20 protein-coding genes and 3 pseudogenes are annotated in these 21,558 nt (G+C 62.5%); 11 read left to right on the top strand and 12 right to left on the bottom strand.

Going from position 1 to position 21,558, the window contains the following annotated elements; all coding sequences use genetic code 11:
• Positions 1-14: 14 nt before the first annotated feature.
• Together OKW27_RS04925 and OKW27_RS04920 are read right to left on the bottom strand one after the other, a co-directional pair.
• On the bottom strand, positions 15-947 hold the full coding sequence (locus OKW27_RS04925) for a hypothetical protein (protein ID WP_429332849.1): 933 nt from the start codon (positions 945-947) through the stop codon (positions 15-17).
• A gap of 228 nt (positions 948-1,175) precedes the next feature.
• Complete coding sequence (locus OKW27_RS04920) at positions 1,176-2,219, bottom strand: AraC family transcriptional regulator (RefSeq protein ID WP_429332725.1); 1,044 nt, start codon at positions 2,217-2,219, stop codon at positions 1,176-1,178.
• 488 nt (positions 2,220-2,707) lie between these two features.
• On the opposite strand from OKW27_RS04920, the gene OKW27_RS04915 reads away from it, so the two are divergent.
• Both OKW27_RS04915 and OKW27_RS04910 read left to right on the top strand, forming a co-directional pair.
• On the top strand, positions 2,708-2,872 hold the full coding sequence (locus tag OKW27_RS04915) for a hypothetical protein (RefSeq protein WP_167368794.1): 165 nt from the start codon (positions 2,708-2,710) through the stop codon (positions 2,870-2,872).
• A 237-nt stretch (positions 2,873-3,109) separates the two neighbouring features.
• Complete coding sequence (locus OKW27_RS04910; protein ID WP_429332724.1) at positions 3,110-3,826, top strand: transposase; 717 nt, start codon at positions 3,110-3,112, stop codon at positions 3,824-3,826.
• 361 nt (positions 3,827-4,187) lie between these two features.
• Here OKW27_RS04910 and OKW27_RS04905 read toward each other — a convergent pair.
• The 4 genes and pseudogenes from OKW27_RS04905 to OKW27_RS04890 form a co-directional block, all read right to left on the bottom strand.
• A pseudogene (locus OKW27_RS04905) lies at positions 4,188-4,643 on the bottom strand (polysaccharide pyruvyl transferase family protein); the annotation flags it as partial.
• Between the two features lie 451 nt (positions 4,644-5,094).
• Entirely contained in the window at positions 5,095-6,120 is a 1,026-nt protein-coding gene (locus OKW27_RS04900) for a lysylphosphatidylglycerol synthase domain-containing protein (protein WP_429332723.1), read from the bottom strand.
• A gap of 335 nt (positions 6,121-6,455) precedes the next feature.
• Positions 6,456-6,653 (bottom strand): hypothetical protein, encoded by a 198-nt coding sequence (locus OKW27_RS04895; RefSeq protein ID WP_184068456.1) that lies wholly within the window; start codon positions 6,651-6,653, stop codon positions 6,456-6,458.
• A gap of 108 nt (positions 6,654-6,761) precedes the next feature.
• On the bottom strand, positions 6,762-7,304 hold the full coding sequence (locus tag OKW27_RS04890) for a phasin family protein (RefSeq protein ID WP_429332722.1): 543 nt from the start codon (positions 7,302-7,304) through the stop codon (positions 6,762-6,764).
• Between the two features lie 404 nt (positions 7,305-7,708).
• On the opposite strand from OKW27_RS04890, the gene OKW27_RS04885 reads away from it, so the two are divergent.
• Complete coding sequence (locus OKW27_RS04885; RefSeq protein WP_316252003.1) at positions 7,709-8,479, top strand: DUF3047 domain-containing protein; 771 nt, start codon at positions 7,709-7,711, stop codon at positions 8,477-8,479.
• Positions 8,480-8,645: 166 nt separating this feature from the next.
• Here the strand turns inward: OKW27_RS04885 and OKW27_RS04880 are convergent, their stop codons facing one another.
• Positions 8,646-8,876: a hypothetical protein gene (locus OKW27_RS04880; protein ID WP_429332721.1), complete on the bottom strand. Its 231-nt coding sequence runs from the start codon at positions 8,874-8,876 to the stop codon at positions 8,646-8,648.
• A gap of 158 nt (positions 8,877-9,034) precedes the next feature.
• Between OKW27_RS04880 and OKW27_RS04875 the strand changes: the two genes are divergently transcribed.
• The 4 genes and pseudogenes from OKW27_RS04875 to OKW27_RS04860 all read left to right on the top strand — a co-directional run bounded on the left by OKW27_RS04875 (position 9,035) and on the right by OKW27_RS04860 (position 12,918).
• A complete protein-coding gene (locus OKW27_RS04875; protein WP_090811007.1) occupies positions 9,035-9,346 on the top strand; it encodes a hypothetical protein in 312 nt (103 codons plus the stop codon).
• A 322-nt stretch (positions 9,347-9,668) separates the two neighbouring features.
• Positions 9,669-11,387, top strand: coding sequence for an alpha/beta hydrolase (locus OKW27_RS04870; protein ID WP_429332720.1), 1,719 nt, complete (start codon positions 9,669-9,671; stop codon positions 11,385-11,387).
• Between the two features lie 87 nt (positions 11,388-11,474).
• Positions 11,475-11,936, top strand: a complete 462-nt coding sequence (locus OKW27_RS04865; protein ID WP_429332719.1) for an ABC transporter permease — start codon at positions 11,475-11,477, stop codon at positions 11,934-11,936.
• A pseudogene (locus OKW27_RS04860) lies at positions 11,933-12,918 on the top strand (ABC transporter permease). Before OKW27_RS04865 ends, OKW27_RS04860 begins: the two are co-directional and overlap by 4 nt.
• Before the next feature lie 84 nt (positions 12,919-13,002).
• On the opposite strand, the gene OKW27_RS04855 reads toward OKW27_RS04860, so the two are convergent.
• On the bottom strand, positions 13,003-13,227 hold the full coding sequence (locus tag OKW27_RS04855) for a hypothetical protein (RefSeq protein WP_018422453.1): 225 nt from the start codon (positions 13,225-13,227) through the stop codon (positions 13,003-13,005).
• A 587-nt stretch (positions 13,228-13,814) separates the two neighbouring features.
• Here OKW27_RS04855 and OKW27_RS04850 point away from each other — a divergent pair.
• On the top strand, positions 13,815-15,146 hold the full coding sequence (locus OKW27_RS04850) for an NRAMP family divalent metal transporter (protein WP_429332718.1): 1,332 nt from the start codon (positions 13,815-13,817) through the stop codon (positions 15,144-15,146).
• A gap of 86 nt (positions 15,147-15,232) precedes the next feature.
• Here OKW27_RS04850 and OKW27_RS04845 read toward each other — a convergent pair.
• The 4 genes and pseudogenes from OKW27_RS04845 to OKW27_RS04830 all read right to left on the bottom strand — a co-directional run.
• Positions 15,233-15,460: pseudogene (locus OKW27_RS04845) on the bottom strand (acetylornithine deacetylase); the annotation flags it as partial.
• Entirely contained in the window at positions 15,453-16,130 is a 678-nt protein-coding gene (locus OKW27_RS04840; protein ID WP_429332717.1) for a DUF1028 domain-containing protein, read from the bottom strand. The gene OKW27_RS04840 and the pseudogene OKW27_RS04845, both read right to left, overlap by 8 nt.
• A 10-nt stretch (positions 16,131-16,140) precedes the next feature.
• Positions 16,141-16,572 carry a RidA family protein gene (locus tag OKW27_RS04835; RefSeq protein WP_184068482.1) on the bottom strand — a complete coding sequence of 144 codons (432 nt, stop codon included), beginning with the start codon at positions 16,570-16,572 and terminating at the stop codon, positions 16,141-16,143.
• Positions 16,572-17,930 carry a flavin-containing monooxygenase gene (locus tag OKW27_RS04830; RefSeq protein ID WP_429332716.1) on the bottom strand — a complete coding sequence of 453 codons (1,359 nt, stop codon included), beginning with the start codon at positions 17,928-17,930 and terminating at the stop codon, positions 16,572-16,574. Before OKW27_RS04830 ends, OKW27_RS04835 begins: the two co-directional genes overlap by 1 nt.
• A 178-nt stretch (positions 17,931-18,108) precedes the next feature.
• Here OKW27_RS04830 and OKW27_RS04825 point away from each other — a divergent pair, with 178 nt between their 5' ends.
• The 3 genes from OKW27_RS04825 (at position 18,109) to OKW27_RS04815 (ending at position 21,557) form a co-directional block, all read left to right on the top strand.
• Positions 18,109-19,032, top strand: a complete 924-nt coding sequence (locus tag OKW27_RS04825; RefSeq protein ID WP_429332715.1) for a LysR substrate-binding domain-containing protein — start codon at positions 18,109-18,111, stop codon at positions 19,030-19,032.
• A gap of 124 nt (positions 19,033-19,156) precedes the next feature.
• On the top strand, positions 19,157-20,308 hold the full coding sequence (locus tag OKW27_RS04820) for an SRPBCC family protein (protein ID WP_429332714.1): 1,152 nt from the start codon (positions 19,157-19,159) through the stop codon (positions 20,306-20,308).
• A gap of 43 nt (positions 20,309-20,351) precedes the next feature.
• Positions 20,352-21,557 (top strand): ABC transporter ATP-binding protein, encoded by a 1,206-nt coding sequence (locus OKW27_RS04815; protein ID WP_429332713.1) that lies wholly within the window; start codon positions 20,352-20,354, stop codon positions 21,555-21,557.
• Position 21,558: the final 1 nt, after the last annotated feature.

Raw genomic sequence — 21,558 nt, 5'->3', positions numbered from 1 at the left:
GCGTTCGGGCTCGCTCAATGCAGTGTGGCGAGTGCGGCCCGGATACGCATCCCCTGCTCTTCGGAGACGAGCCGATCGAGCACTTCCGCGAAATGGGGGTGATGCATACCGGAATGGAGGTACTGCCACCGGTAGGCATGATGGAAATTCGCTTCGATCGACACGGCTTCTGCCTCGACGACGGCACGCCCGCAGTTTGCGATGAAATACCGCGAGTCCGCTGTCGCCTGCCCGCGCAAAATGCCATCGACCGCAATCATCAGGTCGATGAACTCGTTGACCGCTTTGTCGCGCGCCGCATCTGTCAGCGTAGCGTCGTGCCGCTTCCATTCCAGTTCATCGAGAATGGCGTGCTGACTTTCTTCCTTCCAGTGGTAAAGAAATACATCCTTGAACAGCTCGGATAACTGATCGTCAGGATGAATGCTCTGGCGGTAGTGAATTTGCGAGAACAGTTCAATATGCAGCGTCATGGCCAGCACCGCCCAGGTGCTCTTGCCGAGGACCACGGCGGCAAGCGCATCGGGATCGACGTCGAAGCGGTAACCCGCGGGCAGCGTTTCGCCGATCATTTTTTCGATGCGGCGAAACAGCGCCTGGTGTTTAAGCTCTTCGTCGCTGAAACGCACGAGCGCTTCGAGCGCCACCTGATCGCCGAGCCAGTAGTCGCGGCTCACTTCCAGCACCTTGGCGTTAATGAAGCGCTCGACGAGCCCGAACACGTTCGCGTATGTGCGCCCCTGAATCTGGCTGACGAACCGCTTCTCAGCCTCCGAGAGCATGATGAAATCCGGCACCAGCGAGAGCCCGTCCGGCAAATACTTCTGGGACATGTCGAAGGTACGGCCTCCAATCACGTCACGGTCGATGTCCCAACTGACCATCTTCGAAGCGCGAATGCATCGGGCGTAGCGATCGCGATCGGACAGCTGCAATATTGCGTTCATGGAAGTTCTCCCAATATGGACCGCCACGCGGTCTAGCGTTGAGTGTCAATTCACCGGGCAGAGCCAGTCGAATGATCTGGCTTTCCGGCACGCTCAATTTACGATTGGGAGTCTTGAAGTTCTATGATCGAGTCGCCGGACGATATGACTGAAACGCCGTTTCGTCACGTTGGTCGCACAGCTCGACAATTGAGTGGGTAGAGACAGCGCGGCGCGTCACGGCAGGCATCACTGATCCCGCAGTGCGGCAACGCCAGGCGTAGGTTGCGCGTGCTGCGCTGATGTGGCCACGCCGTTCGACTTTCCTTTGCTCTTGCGCCAGCCGGCCGGCGGCATGCCGAATTCGCGTCTGAACGCGCGACTGAATGCGGCTTCCGACTCATAGCCAATCTGTTCCGCAACGGCGTTGAGCGGCTTGCTACCGATCAGAAGTTCGTGCGCCGCAATCTGCATGCGCCATCTCGCGAGGTATTGCATGGGCGGCTGCCCCAGAAGATCGGTAAAGCGTTGCGCCAACGCGGAACGCGACAGGCCCACTTTGCGCGCAAGTTCCTCGACGGTCCACGCATGCGCCGCCTGCGCATGAAGCAGCGAGAGCGCGCGTCCAACGTAGCGGTCACGCACGCCGGCGAGCCACCCGGTCTGGTTATCAGGTAGCGCTTCAATACAGCTACGGATTGCTTCGACAAACAGCAGTTCCGATAGCCTGGCAAGCACGATCGTGCCGCCCGCGCGCGAGTCGGCCGCTTCCGCGGCAGCAAGTTTGAGAGACGACTCGAGCCATGCCGCACGCGGATCCTGGCGCATGTCGATCTTGAACAGTCGCGGCAGCGATGAGAGCAGCGGATTGCTCAAAGTATCGTCGCAGGCCAGAAAGCCGCACACGATGCGCGTCACAGCGCCCCCGCCGCCATAGGACAGCGTCATCACTTCACCGGGTGCTGTCGCCATCTGCCCGGCCAGTAGCGAGTCCGACGGCACAGGGGAGATATCGATCGCGCTGCCGATGATGTGCGTTTCACCCTGAGGCACCACGATCAGTTCGCCGGCATGGACGTGAATCGCCGAACCGGGATCGTCGGCCAGCGTCGCCCAGCAACTCCCCTCTATGATCAGATGATAAGAAACGACGCGCTCGGAAGGCGGCAAGTAAGCGCCGCAGAGCGATGCATCGGTGCGACCGATCAGACACCACGGCGCGGTGAGTGTCCCGTTCAGAAACACGGCGCCGCTCAGACGAACAGCGCGCAGAACCTCAGAGACTGCATCCATGGATGGCTCGCGTGAAATGCGATTTCCCGGGCGAGAAACCTGGCCGCCGTTCATTCTTCAGGATGGCCAAGGGCTCCATGTTATACCCGCAACCTCACTTGATGACAATTCCCTTACTGACGTTTTTCGCGAGGCTTATGAAGCGCTTTGCGGGTCCGTTGAAGACTCGCGCCTGGCAAAAAGCGCACCACGGAACGTGCGCTTCGCCAGGATGACAGGACGAACTTTGTGGACGCCCGCACTGCGCACGCGATGCATCGGCAAGAAGTGGACGATCGGACAAGAAAGATCGACGCACGGGCAGGACGGCAATGGCTTGCCGCGGGCAGAGTTCATGACAGGAAGGAACATCACGGATCGGCGTCATCCGTACTTCGCCAACAAGCCTTCCTCGGACTCTGGAAACCTGGCGCGTCACCCAACTTGCACGAATCGGTTCAAGCACAGCAACTGACCGCTTCGCGCAGACACAGTAGCGTGAGACACCGATGAAACGCCTGATAAGCCGTGCGATGTACCACCCGATCATTGCGCTATCCGTTTTCTATCTGGCCGACGTTATGCATCACGTCGATTACAGCATCGCTGGTGCATTGCTGGTTCTGACCGCGAAAACGATCTCGCGGGTTTCAAGTCTGTTCGACAAGGGATAGAGCTGCGATGCGAAGCGTTCGTCGATCAACGTCCGAGCGCGGCGCTGCAATTCAGCATTGGCATAAGAGACACTGGGTGCGATCGGCAAATCAACGAACAGAGGCCATAAAAAAGGCCTGTTCGTGATGCAAATGCACGAACATGATCGATAGAATTTCCTCTAGCACGTTACACACGGTCCCGCGTCCGATATCTGTCGGACCGCTTTCTCACATCGGATCTCCGGTTAATTCAGCATGGCACGGCTTGCACGGCACTACGTCCCCGATCAACCGCAGCACGTTATCTTGCAGGGACTCGCGGGGCCCGCTTTCATGGACGAAGGAGACTACCTGTACTTCCTCGCCTGCGTGACAGACGCAGCGCGCGTCGCCGATCTGGCGGTCCATGCGTGGGTGCTCATGCCTGATGCGGTACAGTTCCTCGTCACGCCTTCGTACGAGTCGAGCGTCGCCATGGCAATGCAGGCGGTTGGCCGTCGCTATGCCGAGACCTTCAACCGCCGCCATGGACGCCGCGGTGCGGTATGGCGTGGCGAGTACCGGTCGACAGTGATTGAGCCCGACCGGTATTTCCTGCTCGCGAGCCAGGTCATCGATCAGGCGCCGGTGCGCAATGGCCTGGCGGCCGAGCCGGGAAACTACCCGTGGTCGAGCTGCGCGCACCACATCGGGCTGCGTGTCGATAGGTTCATCAAGGACCATCCACTGTACCGGGCGCTCGGCAATACGCCGTTCGAGCGCCACCAGGCTTATCGCGATCTGGGCGCACAGCCTGTTGACGAACGCGAGATCAATAACCTGATGCAGTCGACGCTCAACGGCTGGGTGCTCGGCAGCCCCGCGTATTGCGAATGGGCGGCGCAGACAGCCAATCGGCGCTTGATGCCACTGCTGCTGCGCGACCGGCCGTCCACGGTTCGCACCACACGCTCGCTCGTACACGTGGGCTGAGCAAAGAACGATCGAGCTTCGCGAGATTACACGACCGCGCCGACACCGCTCGTCGCGCGAGGCCCTGCATTTCACGCACAACACATTGCCGCTCGCGTCTGCGCGAATCCCTCGCGATAGCGAGCGGCGAGGTGTGTGGCCGTGCGCCGCAGCAACGTGCGGTCGATCGTGAGGCATGGAGCATTGCTCGCGAAAGTGCCTCGATCCCGACGCTGCCCGGCACGCACGCTGGCTCCCACGTCGCGGCAAACGCGGACTGTTTGCTCGTGTCGTTCGCGCGCGCCGGATGGAAGAAGTTCACCCGCGGCAAGCCGCACGCCAGCGCGACGATCCGTCCGTGCAGGCTGCTTCCCGCGTAGGCCGTGGCGTCTGCGATCAGTGCGCAGATGTCCCATATCTCCAGCGAACGGAAGAGTTGCGTACGTGAGACCTTCATCCGTGCCGCAATCCGCTCGTAGCAGGCCATATCGTCATGCCAGGGCGCCGCACCCGCTCGAAAGAACACAATACCAAGCCCGCTCTCGTTCGACACGCGATCGAGCTCGCGCGCAAGCACACCGAGCGTTCCGTCGTCGCCGAAATCCGCACTGAACTGCACGGCGACATACCCCTCGGGAAACGCCCTTTGCAAATCCGCCACGCCGCTTCGTTCCTTGCACGCGCGAATGTTCGTGCCGAACAGCTCCGTCACCATCACCGCCGGATCCGGCACGAGCCGCGCGAGAATGCCTGCTGCGGCGAGCCCGTTCTGGGTGTGGATGTCACGCACGCTGACGTCGTCGGCTTGCGCGAGCTTCGACAGGACTTCTGCGCGCATCCCGGGATCGAGTCGCTCCACATCGACGCCGCCGGCCGCTTGATAAGTGACGCTCGACGCACAGGGAAACATCTCGCGAGACGTCATGTAGGGGGCAAGCGCATCGAGACCCGTCAGCGCACGTGCCCACGCGCGTCGCTCGTCGTTGTGCGTTTCCAGTCGCGCGATGATCTTCTGTGCCTGGTCCCACGGCAGCAGCATCACCGCCGCCTCCCAGTCGCCGCAAGTCAGGATCTCGCCGCCTGCGTGCACGATATGCACACGGTCCTTGCCGCGTTCGGCGGCCAGTTGCGCGAGCGCCTGAACAGCGTGGCCGCCGTGGACGCGCAGGTCGCGCTCCGCGAGCCCGGCGAAGATCACGTCGTCGCACGCAAGCAGTTTTGCGACGACGTGAGGGAACAGCAGGTCACCCAGGTTGTGGCGATCGAAGGCGCCGAACACCACGACCGCATCATGTTTTCCTGTGTCTCGCATCATGATTCGGGCCCCGACCTCCCTCGGTACGAAGTCGCCGCTTGTCGCGCCACGCCTCCACCTGCCAGGCGGTCAGTCCAGGCAGAAAGACGATGATGTCACGAATACGGCGCGCACCCGCGAGCGCGAGGCAAAGCTGCGGATGGAAACCAAGCACCGTGCCGATCAGCAGAAATCCACCTTCCTGAACGCCGAGTGCGCCAGGCACAAAGAACACGACGCTACTGAGCGCCTGGATGAGCGACTCGAGTACGACTGCCTGCAGGAAACCTGCTTTTGCCGACAGGAAATAGAGCGCGAGCCATAGCTCGAGCGCCGTTCCGATGCATTGGAGTGATTGCCAGATGAGCAGGTAACGGATGATGACGCCGGGCTGATGCCAGAGCTCACTGATCGATTGATCGATGCGCACCGACTCGCCGACGAGCGAGCGGAACTTGCCGCTCGTGATGCGATTGAAAAGTTTCGTGAGCCGCGCGAACGGACTCGCTCGCTGCACGAACGAAAACGCCAGGAGCAGAACCGCCAGAATGGCGATGCCGCCTCCGAGCCTGGCTGCGAGGTGCAACGCCCTGGAGCCGGCATGGGCGATCAGATAGCCGATGGCCGCGATGGCGAACAGCATTTCGCTGATGAGCGTGAGCTGGAGGTCGACGACGAGGCTCGCCATGGCCGGGGCAGGCTCCATGCCCCGTTTGCGCATCATGCGAAACGTCACGACTTCACCGCCCACTCGGGCAACGGGCAACATGCCGTTCACGGACTCCCGAATCCAGACGAGACGCAGTACGGCGAACAGCTTCGGGCGTGCCGCGTCGCGCATCAGCATTTGCCAATTCCTTGCGTTGGCGAGCATCGGCAGAATGTGGACCATCCCTGCAAGCGCGAGCCCGGCGCCGGCCGCGCGCATCAAACCGAGCACCTTCTGCGCGTCGGCGTGCCAGACGAGCCAGACCGCGATGGCCAGGCCAGCAAGTGCGGCAGCCCGGGCGAGATATTTCATAAGCTGGCGCGAGCGTAGTGTCAGTCGCTTTGAAGCGGCAGCAATAGACTTTTGCGTCCACTTCGGACATCGAGGCGCAGCTGCGACTCTCCCGATAACTTTTCACCGAGAATCTGGCATATCGCACCACGGGCCCCTAATCGAGCTGTCGCATAACTCGTTCCCCGCGCGGAGAGAATGGTGGTGTGATTAGCGACCGTGACGAAGTCCCCGCTGCGCGCTGCCGTGCTCAGCGACAGTCACTGGCGAAGCTGTTCGTACACACGATTGCCGAGCGGCGGCGCAGGCGGCCACCCAACGTGTATAGGTCGTCAGATACGTTGTCTGTGCACCGGTCAGCGGACCCGTGCGAACGCTCGCAGCACGGCGTCGCCGCGCGGCGTCACGCGAGGTAACCGGAAGCCCGGCCCAGTTGGCTCATTCGCAATCAACTGCAGTTCGCGGAGCGCGCCAAGCTCTGCCCGATCCGAATCAATTCGTTCAGGCGCATCCTTCAACAGCAGCAACGTGGCCACTTCGTGCGGGCTCAACATGTCGTTTACCTCACGGCGGGAACGAAGGAACGGATGACCAGATCCGGCCACGGCTGCATCGGCAGCACGCGAATACCGGACCCGGCAGGATTGGTGGAAGCTCGTCGCCTATCGGGTTGACGAGCGACGTGTGCGAGGCGGACCTCGTCGTTCCGCCGTGTCAGGCGTCGCCTTTTCGACGCGCTCGAGAAAGGCACGGACCATTTCTCCGACCTGTGCCTCGGCGACGGACACGCCGTCCGGCTGCACTTCCGGCGGCACGGCCGCGCGCATCATCGTATCGACGCCCGTTGCGCAGGCCGGCAGGCCAGCGGGCCTGGTGTCCTCGTGGAGCTCACGCTCGTCGTCGTGATCGCCGCCGGCGTGGCACGGTCTGATTGTTTCAGACGCGATATCCATCCAGCCGCGGGTGTATCCGGCGAACTGCAGGGTAAGCCAAGGCATCACATCCGCTTGACGTCTGAGGAACTGTTCAGGCGTCTGGGCGCGCAATACGCTTTCCCAGTGCAGCGCGGCACCCGTGACCGCGGACCTGTATGTATCCACGTTCAGCCGTATCAGCGCGCAATAACCGGCGAGGAACTGGTTGGGCAGTTGCGACACGTCGGTCGGAACGGATAGGGTAAATGGCATCTGTTTTGGGCTGCTCACGGAATATCTCTCAGGTTCTCGCGGACACGGCGATCGCTGCCACTGCGATTCGTGAAGGTCGTTCCCATACCGGGCCGTTGGCCAGGCAGACTGTCTGAAGCCGTCTTAGAGCCGTCATTCTAACTTTGTTAAGTCGCACTACGATTTTTACGAGCCAGGGAGTTTCCCCAATATGTGGGAAATTGACGCCTGTGATGAGTGGCGGCGACCATGGTCATTGATAGCAAACCCCTCGCGCCCCGCACGACGCGACGGGAACACCGCGCGGCGCGTTGCGAGCCTCGTCATGCAAACGTTACGACGCAGCAAACAGAACCTCAACCGCCGACGTGAAAGCTCCGCTGAAACGTCGCCCGAGGAGCCCATTACAATGGACGCTATCCAACATACGAATGCGACCTGCCGTGCATCTTCCCTCGCGCCGTCGAGCGCAAAAACGAACAGCCCCGTCAGCCTGGATCGCCGCATGCGTCGCGCTTCTTTTGTTGTCGCCACCCATCCTTGCCCAGGACGAAAAGCCCGGTATCGCCTTTTCCTCGTTCGAGCCCGGCGCATCGCTGCCCGCGGGCTGGAAGAACCTGCCGGTCGTGCGCGGCAAGCCCATCACGCAATACACGCTCGTTCACGACGACCACACCACTGTGCTGCAGGCGGACGCGAACCGCTCTGCTTCCGCGCTGATGCATGAGGGTGATATCGACCTCGCTCGCACTCCCGTCGTGGCATGGCGCTGGAAAGCGGATAGACCGATCGAAGGCGCCGATAACCGCGTGGCGTCGAAGGAAGACGCGCCAGCGCGGCTGGTGTTCACGTTTGCCGGAGACAAGAGCAAGCTGTCGCTTTTCGACCGGGCGAAGATGGGGCTGGCCAAGCAACTGAGTGGCGAAGATCTGCCCTATGCCACGTTGATGTACGTGTGGTCGACCACCGCCGCGCCGGGTACCGTCATTGCCAACCCTCACACGAACCGCGTACAGATGATCGTGGTCTCCGGTCTGCCTGGCGATGCGGGTCAGTGGCAAAGCCTGCGCCGCAATATCGTGCAAGACTATGAGCGGGTCTTTCACGAGCCGCCAGGACGAATCACAGGCTACGGGCTGCTGACCGATACCGACAATACCGGTGCCACGACACGCGCCTGGTACGGAGACATCCAGTTCCTTCCCGGGCCTTGATCACCGGGTGCCATCGAGTTGATCGCGCCCGTCGGCGCGGCGTGGCCGGCTGTGTGTCCCGCGCGCTTTACCCGTGCCGATGCGCGTCCGCAGGCCAATGCCGTTCATGCGTACCCCATCGTGGTTCCGCCGGCTGCATGCCCTCTTCCACGAACGCGTCGACGGACTACGTATCGACGAACTCGTTTCGCGCCTTGCGGCGTTTGGCGACCTGGAAGTCCCGTTCCGCCACCTGAATCGCCTTGATGTTCAGCCGGTGCGCGAGCGCCGCGTCACGAAGATCGGGGGAATGGCCACGACCGCAGCCGCGCTGCGGGCCGAGACGATGGTTGCCGCGCGGGAACGCGCGTTGCTCGATGTGCATCGTCAACACGGAATGCATAACGGAGACACCCATGGGCTGCGCGTTTTTCGCGGCCGAACGGCGCGACCAGCGGGGCGAGCGTCTATGTCCCGGTCGCGGACGAGATCGACTATCCCGCCGATCTGGAGGCCGCGCGCAACCGCCGGCAACGCAGACGTACGTGGCAAGCGTTCAGTTGTGGGAGAAAAGCGATGTCCATTCAGGAATATGCGCCGTATCGCGGCTGCAATATCGAGGTGAACGTTACGCTATCGAAGACGCATTGGCTCGGTGGCAAATATCGCCGTTATCGCGTGTCATGGACCGTGACGTTGCCCGGCAATCCGGAACAGGAACTGCTGAGTTTTCCGGAACAGTTCGATTTTCTGACCGAGCATGAAGCGTTCAAGTATGGAGAAAATCGGGCGCACACCTTTGTCGATTCGATGTTGTCGACGCCTTCTCAAAGGCGCAGGTTCCGCGACGCGGTCGCTCGGCCCGCAACGCGCCAGGACGTTTTTTAATGGCTCGCGCCGGCGCGCCCTTTCGGAGCGGTATGGCGCGGAAAGGTAAATACAATGCGACGCATGGCCGGTTTATCGTTGACGTTTTTTCGACGCAGGAGAAACATCGCACGAGATCGGAGCAGCCCCGTCCATTCCGCTGCCCCCATGTGTCGCGCTGCGCGCGGTAATCAGGAAAACAATGTCGTGGCTGATCATGCGGCGGCATCTTCCATTACTGCCCTCCTGGCGGAGTCTGAATCAAGGCTGGTCGCGTCATCAACTCCCTTGCGGGTGACCCGCGGAAACGAGGTGCGAGTTGCGCCAATCCGAGCGAGCACGCATGCGGGACTCCCATGAGCCGGTAGCCGCCGGGCTTCGAAGCACGTCCTGGACGCCGACGCTCAGCGGCTCGCTGCTCGCGCTCGTGTTCTGGTGGCAGTCACTGACGCCGACACTGATTCCGCGGTCGTGGGGAACGCAAACCGTGGTCGGCGCGTTCTGTCTGGCCATCGGCTATGGGATAGGCACATTGCTCGGCCGCGGCGTGCATCGGCTGCTGGAGCGATGGGGGCGCGTGGCCGGCAGCGAGATCCGACGGCGCAGCTGGATCGTTCTGGCAGCGGCGTGGCTCATTGCACTATTCGTTGGCTCGAAGCTATGGCTCGGCTGGCAGAACGAGCAGCGTAGTTTCATGGGGATGGCGCCGATCGCCTGGTTCGACGCCGTGCTGGTGAGCGTCCTGTCGCCGTTGAGCGCGGTGTTGCTGGTAGTCATCGGGCGATTGACGGCGCGCGGTGTCGCCGCAGTCAAGCAGGTCGTCCAGGGTCACGTGCCCCCGATCGTTTCGGTGCCGGCGACAGCGCTGCTCGTCATCGTGATTGGCATGGCGCTCGGTCGCGGAGTGGCCTTTCCCGCCCTCACCACGGTCTCCAACTTCGTCCACGGGCGGGTGAACGAGAACACGACCGAAGGAATCGTGGCCCCCACGTCGCCGGCGGTGTCGGGCGGCAGCACGTCGTTCGTCGCATGGGACACCTTGGGCCGCATGGGGCGCGGCTTCGTGGCGACAGCGACAAACAAGCAAGAGCTTGCGAAGTTCCACGGGACTGATGCGAGACTGGTCGATCCGGTGAGGGTCTACGTGGGAGTGCGTTCCGCGGACTCCCTCGAGCAGCGTGCGCAGATTGCGGTGCGCGAGCTCGAGCGCGCGGGCGGGTTCGAGCGGAAAGTGCTGGTCGTGTGGATACCCACCGGCACGGGCTGGATAGTCCCCAAAGCCGCGGCTTCGCTGGAGCAACTGCACAGTGGCGACACGGCGATCGTGGCGATCCAATACTCTTTCCTGCCTAGCCGACTCGCGATTTTCATGGATGCTGGTCTCGCGAACGAGGCGGGTATCACGCTCTTCAACGCGGTTCGCGCCCGATGGTCGATGCTCCCGCCGAAACGACGGCCAAAGCTCGTTCTGTTCGGCAAGAGTCTCGGCGCCGCAGGGGTGGAAGCGCCTTTCGTCGGGAAAGACGCCTCTGCCTCGGTGGCCAACATGATGGCCCGAACGGATGGCGTGCTGATCGTCGGCGCCAAACAAAGCAACCCGATCCATTCGCAACTCACTCGCGAGCGCGATAGCGGGTCGCCCTTCTGGCAGCCGATCTTCAATGGGGGGCGTTCGGTACGGTTCTTGAACCGCGATCCGCATCAGGTGGCATTGGACGCCGACTGGCCGGCCCCGCGAATCGTGTACCTTCAGCATCCGGCCGATCCGGCCGTGTTCTGGAGTGCCAGTGCGTTCTGGTGGCCGCCCGAATGGCTGGCTCGGCCACGTGGCTTCGACGTGCCTGACGCCATGCATTGGTTTCCCATCGTTTCGGGCGTGCAGGCGGTGGGCGATCTGATTCACCAACTCGGCGTGCCGGCGGGTTTTGGTCACAACTACTCGTCGGAGGACTACGTCAACGGCTGGGCCAGCGTGGTGCCTCCCGAGGGCTGGACGCACGCCGATACCGAACGACTGGCCCGGTTCCTCGACCAGATTGCCGGCGATGAATCAGAGCCGTGACCGAGCGGAAGGCGAACGGATTGGGGCAGTGCCGTTGCAGCTTGCGGCGCGCACCGCAGAACACGGTCTGGCTAACGCCAGGCTCGTGTGAACTCGCCGACCACGCGCGCCAGATGCGCCTGCATCGCCGTGCGCGCGGCGTACGCGACCGGCTCGTCCGAACCCGCGGCTTTTCTGTCCGGCATGCCGATCCGCCGCGCGAAGTTCGCCAGCTATACGCTGGCCGGCCTGCTCACTGCGATCGGCGGCCTATTCCTGACGTTCTTCACCGACACCGGCGAAGCGAGCCTCGGCAGCGCCAACTCGTACACGCTGTTTTCGATCGCCGCAGTGGTGATCGGCGGCGTGTCGCTGCTCGGCGGCAAGGGCAGCGCGATTGGCGCGATCTTCGGCGCATTCGCGTTTCGCTCGATCGGCGACCTGCTGTTCGTGTTCAACGTCGATGCGCTGTGGCAGCCGCTATTCCAGGGTGTGATTCTTCTGCTCGCTGTCGCGATCGGCGCATGCGGGCTGTTCAAGGTACGCAACCGTCTGGAGTGGTTTCAATGAGCCACGTTTCAGCGACCAGTCGGACCACGTTCGTGTCGAGGCTCACGCGCAGAATCGACAAACCGATCGTGATCGCGTTCGCGTGCATCGTCGCGCTGCTGCTCGTCGGCGGGATGTATTCGCGCAACTTCACGTCGCCGGAGTACATCCTGCTGCAACTGAAGGTCGGCGCGTTCCTCGGCATCATCGCGACCGGCCTGATGATGGTGATCCTGCTCGGCCACATCGACCTGTCGCTGCCGTGGACCATCACCGTCGGCGCAATGATGGCGTGCGCGGTAGCGGGGCACGGCGAACTCGGACGGATCCTCGCGATACCGGTCGGGATTGATTGCGGCGTGCTGATCGGCGTCGTCAACGGCATCCTCGTTGCGCTGCTGCGCATTCCGTCGATGATCGCAACGCTCGCGACCAATGCGGTCGCACAGGGCATCATGATCGTCTATACCGGCGGATCGTCGCCGCAGGATTCCGCGCCACAGGTGATGCGATGGCTCGCGGCGGGCTGGCTCGTACCGGGCGTGCCGAATGCCGTCGCGCTATGGCTCGTGATCGGCGGCGCCACGGTGTTCCTGTTGTCGCGTACGACCTTCGGCCGCACGCGTACGCGATCGGCAATACCGAACGCGCGGCGTATCTGTCCGGCATCAATACGCGGCTCGTGACCGTGGCCGCATTCGCCGTGTGCAGCGCGTTCGCGGCGTTCGGCGGCGTATTGCTCGCCGGTTATGCATCGAAGGCAGCGCAGTCGATGGGCGATGCCTACCTGTTGCCGGCGATCGCGGCAGTCGTGCTCGGCGGCACATCGATTCTGGGTGGACGAGGTTCATACCTCGGCACCGTGGCTGGCGCGATCCTCATCACGCTGCTGCAGTCGATCCTTTCAGTCGCGCAGATGCCCGAGGCGGGACGTCAGATCATCTATGGCGCGGTGATAGCGGCAATGTTGCTGCTGTATGGGCGCAGCAAGCGGGAAGCGTAGGTTTGAGTCGATCCGCTGGCGCGTCCTCCCGGCCCACCAACGGCAACGGCTCCGAGCCTCTCGACTACCCTGCCAAGCGCAAGCTCATCCATGAGCATCCACCCACGCGCGCGCCCAATCCAGGCCTGCATGGTGGGCTTCCTCCTCGCTATCGAATAGTCCCAGAATGCCTGATGCTTCGATCAGCTTTCCGCCTCGCGTAATGGTTCCGCTCGCCGCATAGCGCTCCGGTTGCAGGATGCCTTCGCCTTCCTGCTGAAGGATGGCATGCCCCCACAACGTGTACCCGTCGTAGTCGATCGTTTCCATTAGCGCACGACCCTGACGGATGCGGCGCGAGTCGTCACTCGAAGCATGTTCGCGCGTGCCTCTGGTGGATTCCAGACCTCAGCGTAGTCCGATGTGTGCGCGCCCGTGCAAGGCGTCATGATCAGAACCGTGAATCCTGTCTTTTTCAAGATTTCTCCTTTCCAGCGATTTTCTTCAGCGGCTCGTCGCAACTGTCACTTTGTCCGGCACATCCAGCATCCCTGCCGAAGCAGGTCGGAAATTCAGGCAAACGCAGCGAGTCAGCTGCGATGCAGTATGGCCGAGTGTGTCATTCACCGCTTTGAGTCCGTTTCGATTGCCGCAGCGCGGAAAAGACGCCTGGGCATTGAGACCTCACTTGCGGGGAGCTATCGCGGAGACTGGTCGTTCGCTCGCCGCGGTCGACGAGCATTTCGCGCTGGTCGGCGCGGGTTGAAGATGTGACATTGTATCGTCAGCCTGCGGGAGTCCTGATAGTCGCCCCCGATAGCGTCACATCCGCTGAATATGTGTGCCGCGAAACGAGTCGACGAAGGAACGTTTCGTGCGAGCGCTACAGCATCCCTGGTTTCCCGACGGTCAGGCGAATGCACTCTTCCCCCGACAGGGGCACCGCGCCCCGCGCCGCACAAGGTAGTACGCACGCTGCCTCGTCGCAGGCCGCCCGCTCGTGGGCCGCCGATCTGCGGCCGGGGCTGGCAAGTCTCGGCTGCGATAACGATCCCAGCGGGATCGCCACCTATTCACTCGCGGGCGCGTGGTACGGCTACGACCTGCTGTGGACCTGCGTGCTGTCGTATCCGTCGATGGTCGCGTTGCAGCTGGTCTCGACGCGTGTCGCCGCCGTCACTGGACATGGCCTGACCGCGAACATGCGCGCGCACTATTCGCCGGTGTTCTTCTATTTGGCGGTGGCGCGGTTCGTGATTGCCAATACGCTGAATATCGCCGTCAATGTGATGGCGATGGCCGCGGTCGTGCAACGCTTCGCTCATGGGCCGCTTTGGTTGCTTGCCCTCGCATGCGGTTGCACCTCGATTGCGTTGCAGTGGTTCATTCCCTATGCGCGCTATGCGCAGGTGCTCAAATGGTTGATGCTGCCGATGCTCGCGTATGCCGGCGTGCTGCTGATCGTCGATGTGCCTTGGCACACGGTCGCGCTGCGCTCGCTCGTGCCGCACGTCGAGTGGAAAGAAGATTTCGTCACGATGCTGATGGCCGTACTCGGTACGACGATGAGTCCCTATCTGCTTTTTTCGCAGGCCGAGCAGGAAGCACAGGAAGAACATCGACAGCACGAACAGCACGCGGCGCGAGGCGATCGACGTTCGTCAGAGCAGCTTCGCCGGGCGCGCATGCAGACCTTGACGCGCACCGCGCTATCGAGCGTGGCCGCATTGTGCATCATGATTGCGGCTGCGGCGACGCTGCATGGTGCACAGACGCGGCCCGGCGAGCCCATGGAGCTTTCCAGGGTGCTCGAATCGCTAGTGGATGGCTACGCCGGCACACTGCTTGGGCTTGCACTGATCGGCTCAGCGCTGCTCGCACTACCTTCGCTTGGGGGTTCCGCTGCGCAAGCGGTCGCGAGTTCGTTCGACTGGCCCCATGGCCAACGGCGTGATCGGCGCATTGCTGTTCTGCTCGTTGCGCTCGCGGGGCTCGGGACGCTGCTTGGCGTTGCGCTCGGCCTATGGCACGTCGACCCTGTCAAGGCGCTGTACTGGAGCGCCATCGTCAACGGTATGACGATTACGCCCGTGCTGGTGCTTCTGGTGCTGCTGAGTGCGAAACGAGAAGCGGTCGGCGAAATCGTCGCGCACTGGTCGTTACGCGCGCTCTGCTGGCTCGCGACCCTGATCACCGGTGTGGTCGTGGTCGCGCACTTCGTGCTCGAAGTGGCGGAGCGCGTGTCCTGATGAACCCCTCACGCCCGATTTGCACCGCAGACGCGCGGGCTACCTCACGCTTTTGAGATGTTCAGCGAGGCGAGCGAACATCGCGTCACACCATCGGTATGCCCGGACAGCCCGATGCCACCACGCTCTCGCGGACCGATCGTGGCGAACAGGTTCGCCTTGGTACGCTCGGCGTGATGGAACAGCTCGCTGTCCACACCTGGATCCGCGAAGTATTGCTGCACGAAGCCGATCAGTTCCAGATTGGAGTCGCGGCTGACAGTCGCAAAACCGATCAGCCGTTCGAGCAGCGCACGGCTCGACAACTCACTCATCGCCGGGCACTCCGTAGCTCGGCGCCGCGGTTGGATTCAACGCGCGTGCGATGTAGTCCCGCATCTGCGGCCGATACGCTTGCCAAAGCGCGGCAAGTTTGCCGATCGGATCGTCGTCGGCCCAATCGACACGCAGATCGACGATCGGCCAGACGTGTGTAGCGACGATCTTCAGAGCCGCCGAATGCACGGGCCCTGCTTCTCCGCCAGCTTCGACGGCCGCATGCATCGCGTGCAGCAGACGATCGGCGAGCACGCCTTGTGCGCTCTCGAACGCTTTCACCATCGCGTCGATCACCGGCTTGCCGGCGAGCAGATTGCCCGCTGCCACACACTGATTTCCCGCGACGGCGTGATGCACGCCGAGTGCTTCCTTGCCGGTGAACATCGCGGTTCGCCCCTCACTGTCGACCACCGTCACCTGCCGGTATTCGCCCCATTCGCTCGCGCCTAGCGCCCGTTCGAGCGCCGTATCCGCCGCGATACGCCCACTTTCAAGCAGATCGAGAATCTGCGGCCCGAGCGCGGGCTGCGTCACGTTCTGCGTCGCCACCGCACCGACGCCCGCGCGCGCCCACGGACACCTCGCACCCACCGCAATGCTCGACGAACTGATCGCGATACCAAGCTGACCGGTCTTGCCACAACGTCCGACGATCGAGAATGTCATGGGTAGCTCCTCACGCCTGAGATGGCTTCCAGTTGTCCGGAATCACGGCGATCACGTCGATTTCCATCAGCCATTGCGGCTGGCCGAGCGCGCTGACGCACAGCCCCGTCGAAATCGGATACACGCCCTTCAGCCACTTGCCGACTTCCTGGTACACCGGCTCGCGATAACGAGGATCAGTGATGTAAGTCGTCGTCTTGACGATATGCGACAGGTCGCTGCCGGCTTCCTCGAGAAGTTGCTTGACGTTCTTCATCGCCTGCTCGGCCTGCGCGCCCGGATCGCCGAGACCGACCAGGTTGCCGTCGAAATCCGTACCGACCTGGCCGCGCACATAGACCGTATTGCCCGCGCGAACCGCTTGGCAAAGATCGTTATCGAGCGACTGGTTCGGGTACGTATCCTTCGTATTGAACATGCGGATGCGGGTATGCGTAGGCATCAGTTCACTCCCACTTCTTTGGTCTTCGGCGCGTGCGATTCGTCGCACGCGGTATCGGTCGGATTCGCGCCGTGCACGCCGCGCGCGTCCTGCCGACGCTGCGACGCGTCGCGATACGCGAGGTATTTGCGCTGCGTGACGATGTGATCGGCGATGTGCTTTGCGTCGTGCCAGACGCCCCAGATAAACGACGACGCGCGCCGCGACAACCAAGGCAAGCCGAGGAAATACACGCCCGGTTCCTTGGATACACCGCGCTGATGCTGCGGCTTGCCCTTATCGTCGAATGCGTTCACGTGCAGCCAGCTGAAATCGACGGCGTAGCCGGTGGCCCAAATGATCGTGCTCACACCCGCCTTCTTCAGATCCAGTTCCGGGAGCGGATGCGTCACGCACTCCGGGTCGGGTGGAATCAGGCGTGCGTCGGGGTCTTCCGGCAGGTCCACGCCGTTGCGCTCGACGTAGTCGTCGGCTGCGTCCAGTAGCGACCTCAGGTTTTCGTCGCCACGCGTCAGATTGGCGGCGAGGTCCTGTTCGAAGATCGCGACGCCATTCGCGAACGATTTCGTCGTGCCGACCAGCGTCATGCCCTGATGAGCGAGCCTGCGAAAATCGATGGTCTGGCCGCCATACGCGCCGCTGACGGCAATGGTCACATGCTCGCGTCCCGGCACGGCGACTTCCTTGTCCCATTCGCCGAGTACACCCAGCCACCAGCAGAAATCGCGACCGCGATAGGCGCGCGGCGGACGGTCATGCGCACCCACGGACAGATAAACCTTGCGGCCCGCGCGTTGCAGTTCGTCCGCGATCTGCACGCCGGACGACCCCGCGCCAACCACGAGCACCGCGCCTTCGGGCAGCTGCGCCGGGTTCCGATAGTGGGCCGAATGAAGCTGCGTGAGCTCGACGTCCTGTGGCGCGATGGGGGGAATGACGGGCCGCTGGAACGGCCCCGTCGCAACGACCACGCGACGGGCTTCGATCGTGCCATCGGACGTTGCGACTGTAAATCCTGCCCGGCCCTTCAGACGCTCGACGCTCGTGACTTCGACGCCCGTGCGGATCGGCGCATCGAACTTGCGCGCATAGGCCTCGAAGTAATCGGCGACCTGATCCTTGGCGGCGAACCCATCAGGATCGAGTCCTTCGAACTCCATATTAGGGAAGCGGTCGTGCCAGGCGGGACCATTGGCGACCAGTGAATCCCAGCGGCAGGTACGCCAGCGTTCGGCAATGCGGTCGCGCTCCAGCACGAGATGGGGTACGCCGAGTTTGCTCAGGTGTTCGCTCATTGCCACGCCCGCCTGACCCGCGCCTATGACCAGCGTGTCGATCGACAATTTTTCAGCCGACATGGCCTTCTCCTTCTGAAAAGCGCTCTGGATTCAGGTCACACTCTCTCTTCGGTCGGACAGAATGTACGCCGCGCGGCGGGCAACAAAAACTATATTTTAAAAATGCTTTGCATCGTTTTTCGCTATGCAATCGACAATTGGCAAGCGACAATCGGTTCGACCGAACACGGAGCAACTGATGGACGGCAACTCGATACGCTACTCGTTGCGTCAGCTCAGGTATTTTGTCGTCACGGCCGAGACGCTTTCGTTCACCGCCGCGGCAAAGCGCCTGCACATTTCGCAGCCGTCTATCTCGACGTCGCTCGCGGATCTGGAGGAATCGTTCGGCGTCCAACTGTTCATCCGCCATCACGCCAGCGGGCTGTCGCTCACGCAACCGGGCCGCGATCTGCTCGGCCACGCTCGCAATCTGCTTCAGAACGCCGAAGAATTGCAGCTGACCGCGAAGGAAATCGACGGCGGCATGTCGGGCTCCATCTCGCTGGGCTGCATGGTGTCGCTGGCCCCGCCGCTGATGCCAGGCATCATCAGCCGCTTCGTGCGGGACTATCCGGCGGTCACCTTCCGTACGACGGAAGCGCATCAGGACACGCTTTTGAGCGGCCTGCGCGACGGCTCGCTCGATATCGCGCTGACCTACAGCCTCGATATCGCCGATGGAATCGCGTTTACCCCGCTGCTTTCGCTGCCACCGTATGTCATCCTGCCTAAAACACACAGGCTTGCACGGGCCCGCAAAGTGTCGCTGGCCGATCTGCTGCCCGAGCCCTATGTGATGCTGGACCTTCCGCATAGCCGCGAGTACTTCTCCGCGCTGTTCGACGCAGTCGGCAGCCGCCCTACCGCGGCTTTCCGGTCGTCACAGCCTGAAGTGGTGCGTGGCATGGTTGCCAACGGCTTGGGTTACAGCATACTCAACTTCCCGCTGAAGTCGACCCGGACAGTGGACGGCGAAGACTTCGTGATTAAACATTTCAAGGAAAGCGTCAATGCGACGACGCTTGGCATCGCACTATCGGGCGCCGTCAAGCCGCGCGAGGTTGTGAAGCGCTTCTCGGCATTCTGTGAAACGTATATTCGGCGCCTCCACATCGCTTAGCGGCCCGGAAAGCCTCTCGGCATAGGCTTGAGCTATGCACTGCATGCAAAAACAATATTTTACCTAGCAATTTGGATTGTTAGATTGGTGCTCATCGGATGCACACACTGATGGGGGGCCCCCTATGTCAGCCATTCTTCAGTCGACGGACACTGAGCTCGACATCGTTCGCGCCCTGCGCGAGAACTGCGAGCGTCCGTTCGGGGATGCGCACGCAATGCCGCCGGCCGTCTACACGTCGGAGGCGTTTCTCGCGCTCGAACGGCGCGACGTGTTTCGCAACGAGTGGTTGTGCGTGGGCCGCGCGAGCGCGCTCGCACAGAGCGGCGACTATCTGACCGCGCAAATCGACGACCAGCCGGTGTTCGTGCTGCGCGATGCGAGCGGTGCGTTGCGCGCATTCTCGAATGTTTGCCTGCACCGGATGTCGGTATTGCTTGAAGGGCGCGGCAACGTGCGCCGGATCGTGTGCCCCTATCACGCATGGAACTACACGCTCGATGGTTCGCTCGCGGGCGCGCCGTTGATGGATCGGCAGCCGGGCTTTTGCATGGAACAATACAAGCTGCCTGCCGTGCGCTGCGAGACGTGGCAAGGCTGGATCTACGTAACGCTCAACGCGCATGCGCCTTCGGTGGAATCACATTTGTCCGGGCTGACGAAGCTGATCGAGCCGTACGGCATGAGCAACTACGTCGAGACCTTCCACGAAGAGCACGTGTGGGACACCAACTGGAAGATCCTCGCGGAAAATTTCATGGAGAGCTACCACTTGCCGATGCTGCATCGCGCAACGGTCGGGCCGCACTCGAAGCTCGAAGAAATGGAATGTCCGCCGGGCTTGCCCGCGTTCAACTATCACTGGATCACCAAGGAAGCGTCGCTGCCGATCGGCAACGCGCATCCCAGCAATACACGTCTGCAAGGGCACTGGCGCCGTACCACCGCGCTGCTGGCGATCTACCCGACACACCTGATCACGCTGACGCCCGGCTACTTCTGGTATCTGATCCTGCAGCCGCGGGGCGTCGGCCGCGTGCATATCCGCTTCGGCGGCGGCCTCGCACCGGATTTCGTCGACGATCCGCGGGCCGCCGATTACATGGCTACGCTGAAGACGCTGCTCGACGAAGTCAACGCCGAGGACCGGCGCGGCGTCGAGGCCGTATTTCGCGGCGTGCACGCGCCACTCGCGAAGCCTGGCCATCTGAGCCCTCTGGAACGGCCGAATTACGACTTCGCCCGCTATCTGGCGGGACGCCTGGGCGCGAAGTGATTTGCCGCCCCACGTGGACCGCCAACACTCTGCCGAGTTACCCATGTCAAGCCAACCATTTATTTCGTTCGACGGCGTCAGCAAGTCATACGACGGCGTGCATAGCGTCGTCGAGGGACTCGATCTCGATGTCGCGCACGGTGAATTCGTTTCGCTGCTCGGTCCGTCCGGTTCCGGCAAGACCACGACACTGATGATGCTCGCGGGATTCGAAGCGCCGACGCGCGGTGAAATCCGCCTCGCCGGCAAGCGTCTGGACGACAAGCCGCCGCATCGGCGCGATATCGGCATGGTGTTTCAGAACTATGCGCTGTTCCCGCACATGACGATTGCCGAGAATGTCGCGTTTCCGCTGTCGGTGCGCAAGATAAGCCGTAGCGAACAGAAAACGCGCGTGACGCGCGTGCTGGACATGGTGGAGTTATCGCATCTGGCGGGGCGGCGTCCGTCGCAACTGTCGGGTGGTCAGCAGCAGCGCGTTGCGCTTGCCCGCGCGCTGGTTTTCGAGCCGAGCGTGGTGCTGATGGACGAGCCGCTTGGCGCGCTCGACAAGCGCCTGCGTGAAACCATGCAATACGAAATCATGCGGCTGCATCGCGAACTGTCGCTGACGATCGTCTACGTGACCCACGACCAGAACGAAGCGTTGACGATGTCGGACCGCGTCGCCGTGTTTTCCGATGGACGCATCCAGCAGGCCGCCGCACCGACCGAACTCTACGAAAACGCGGCGAATGCGTTCGTTGCCAATTTCGTCGGCGAGAACAATGGACTGACCGGTCGCGTCGATTCGGACGGCGGGGAATGGGCTGCGATGCAGCTGGCCGATGGCAGCACTGTGCGCGGACGCCCGGGCGCGGGGCTCGCGTCGGGCGACACGGCGGTGCTGGCGCTGCGTCCCGAGCGCGCGCACATCGCGGCGACGCCGGACGCCGTGCAGGAAGCGACCCGGCAGAACATGAACGTCGTGCACGCGCTCGTCGAGGAACTCGTCTACTGCGGCGATCATCATCGCGTGCATTTGAAGCTCGGTCATGGCGAAAGCATGGTGGTCAAGCTGCCGAACACACAGCACCATGATCTGCCCGCACTGGGCCGTCAGACCGCCGTGACCTGGCGGCGCGACGACTGCAAGGTGCTGCCCGTCATGGCGCCCGCGCCGCATTCCGCCGCCGCGTCCGGCGGCGCCGACTATTCCACTATTGCCGTTCCCTCGTCCGCCTCGCCACTTATCGCAGGAGCCAACTAGA

The organism is Paraburkholderia sp. 35.1 (assembly GCF_050436525.1).
Classification (GTDB): Bacteria; Pseudomonadota; Gammaproteobacteria; order Burkholderiales; family Burkholderiaceae; genus Paraburkholderia; species Paraburkholderia tuberum.
This window is presented reverse-complemented; position numbering and strand designations above follow the sequence as displayed.